The sequence below is a fragment of the Pseudomonas sp. IT-P294 genome (assembly GCF_949767865.1).
In the GTDB taxonomy this organism is placed as follows: Bacteria; Pseudomonadota; Gammaproteobacteria; order Pseudomonadales; family Pseudomonadaceae; genus Aquipseudomonas.
Genome location: NZ_CATKQW010000041.1, coordinates 1 through 353, shown reverse-complemented (window position 1 = coordinate 353; position 353 = coordinate 1). Strand labels below are relative to the sequence as shown.

Sequence of the window (353 nt, the reverse complement as noted above, 5' to 3'; positions counted from 1 at the left end):
CGTTCCGCTAATCTCAAAGCCACTTAAGGGCTAGTCCCCGTTCGCTCGCCACTACTAAGGGAATCTCGGTTGATTTCTTTTCCTCAGGGTACTTAGATGTTTCAGTTCCCCTGGTTCGCTTCTTAAGCCTATGTATTCAGCTTAAGATACCTAACTTATGTTAGGTGGGTTCCCCCATTCAGACATCTCCGGATCAAAGTCTGTTTGCCGACTCCCCGAAGCTTTTCGCAGGCTACCACGTCTTTCATCGCCTCTGACTGCCAAGGCATCCACCGTATGCGCTTCTTCACTTGACCATATAACCCCAAGCAATCTGGTTATACTGTGAAGACGACATTCGCCGAAAATTCGAT

1 rRNA gene is annotated in these 353 nt (G+C 48.2%); it reads right to left on the bottom strand.

Features of this window, described 5'->3' with window-relative positions:
* Positions 1 to 296 (bottom strand): 23S ribosomal RNA (locus ACM6I0_RS22755); the annotation flags it as partial.
* Between the last annotated feature and the right edge of the window lie 57 nt (positions 297 to 353).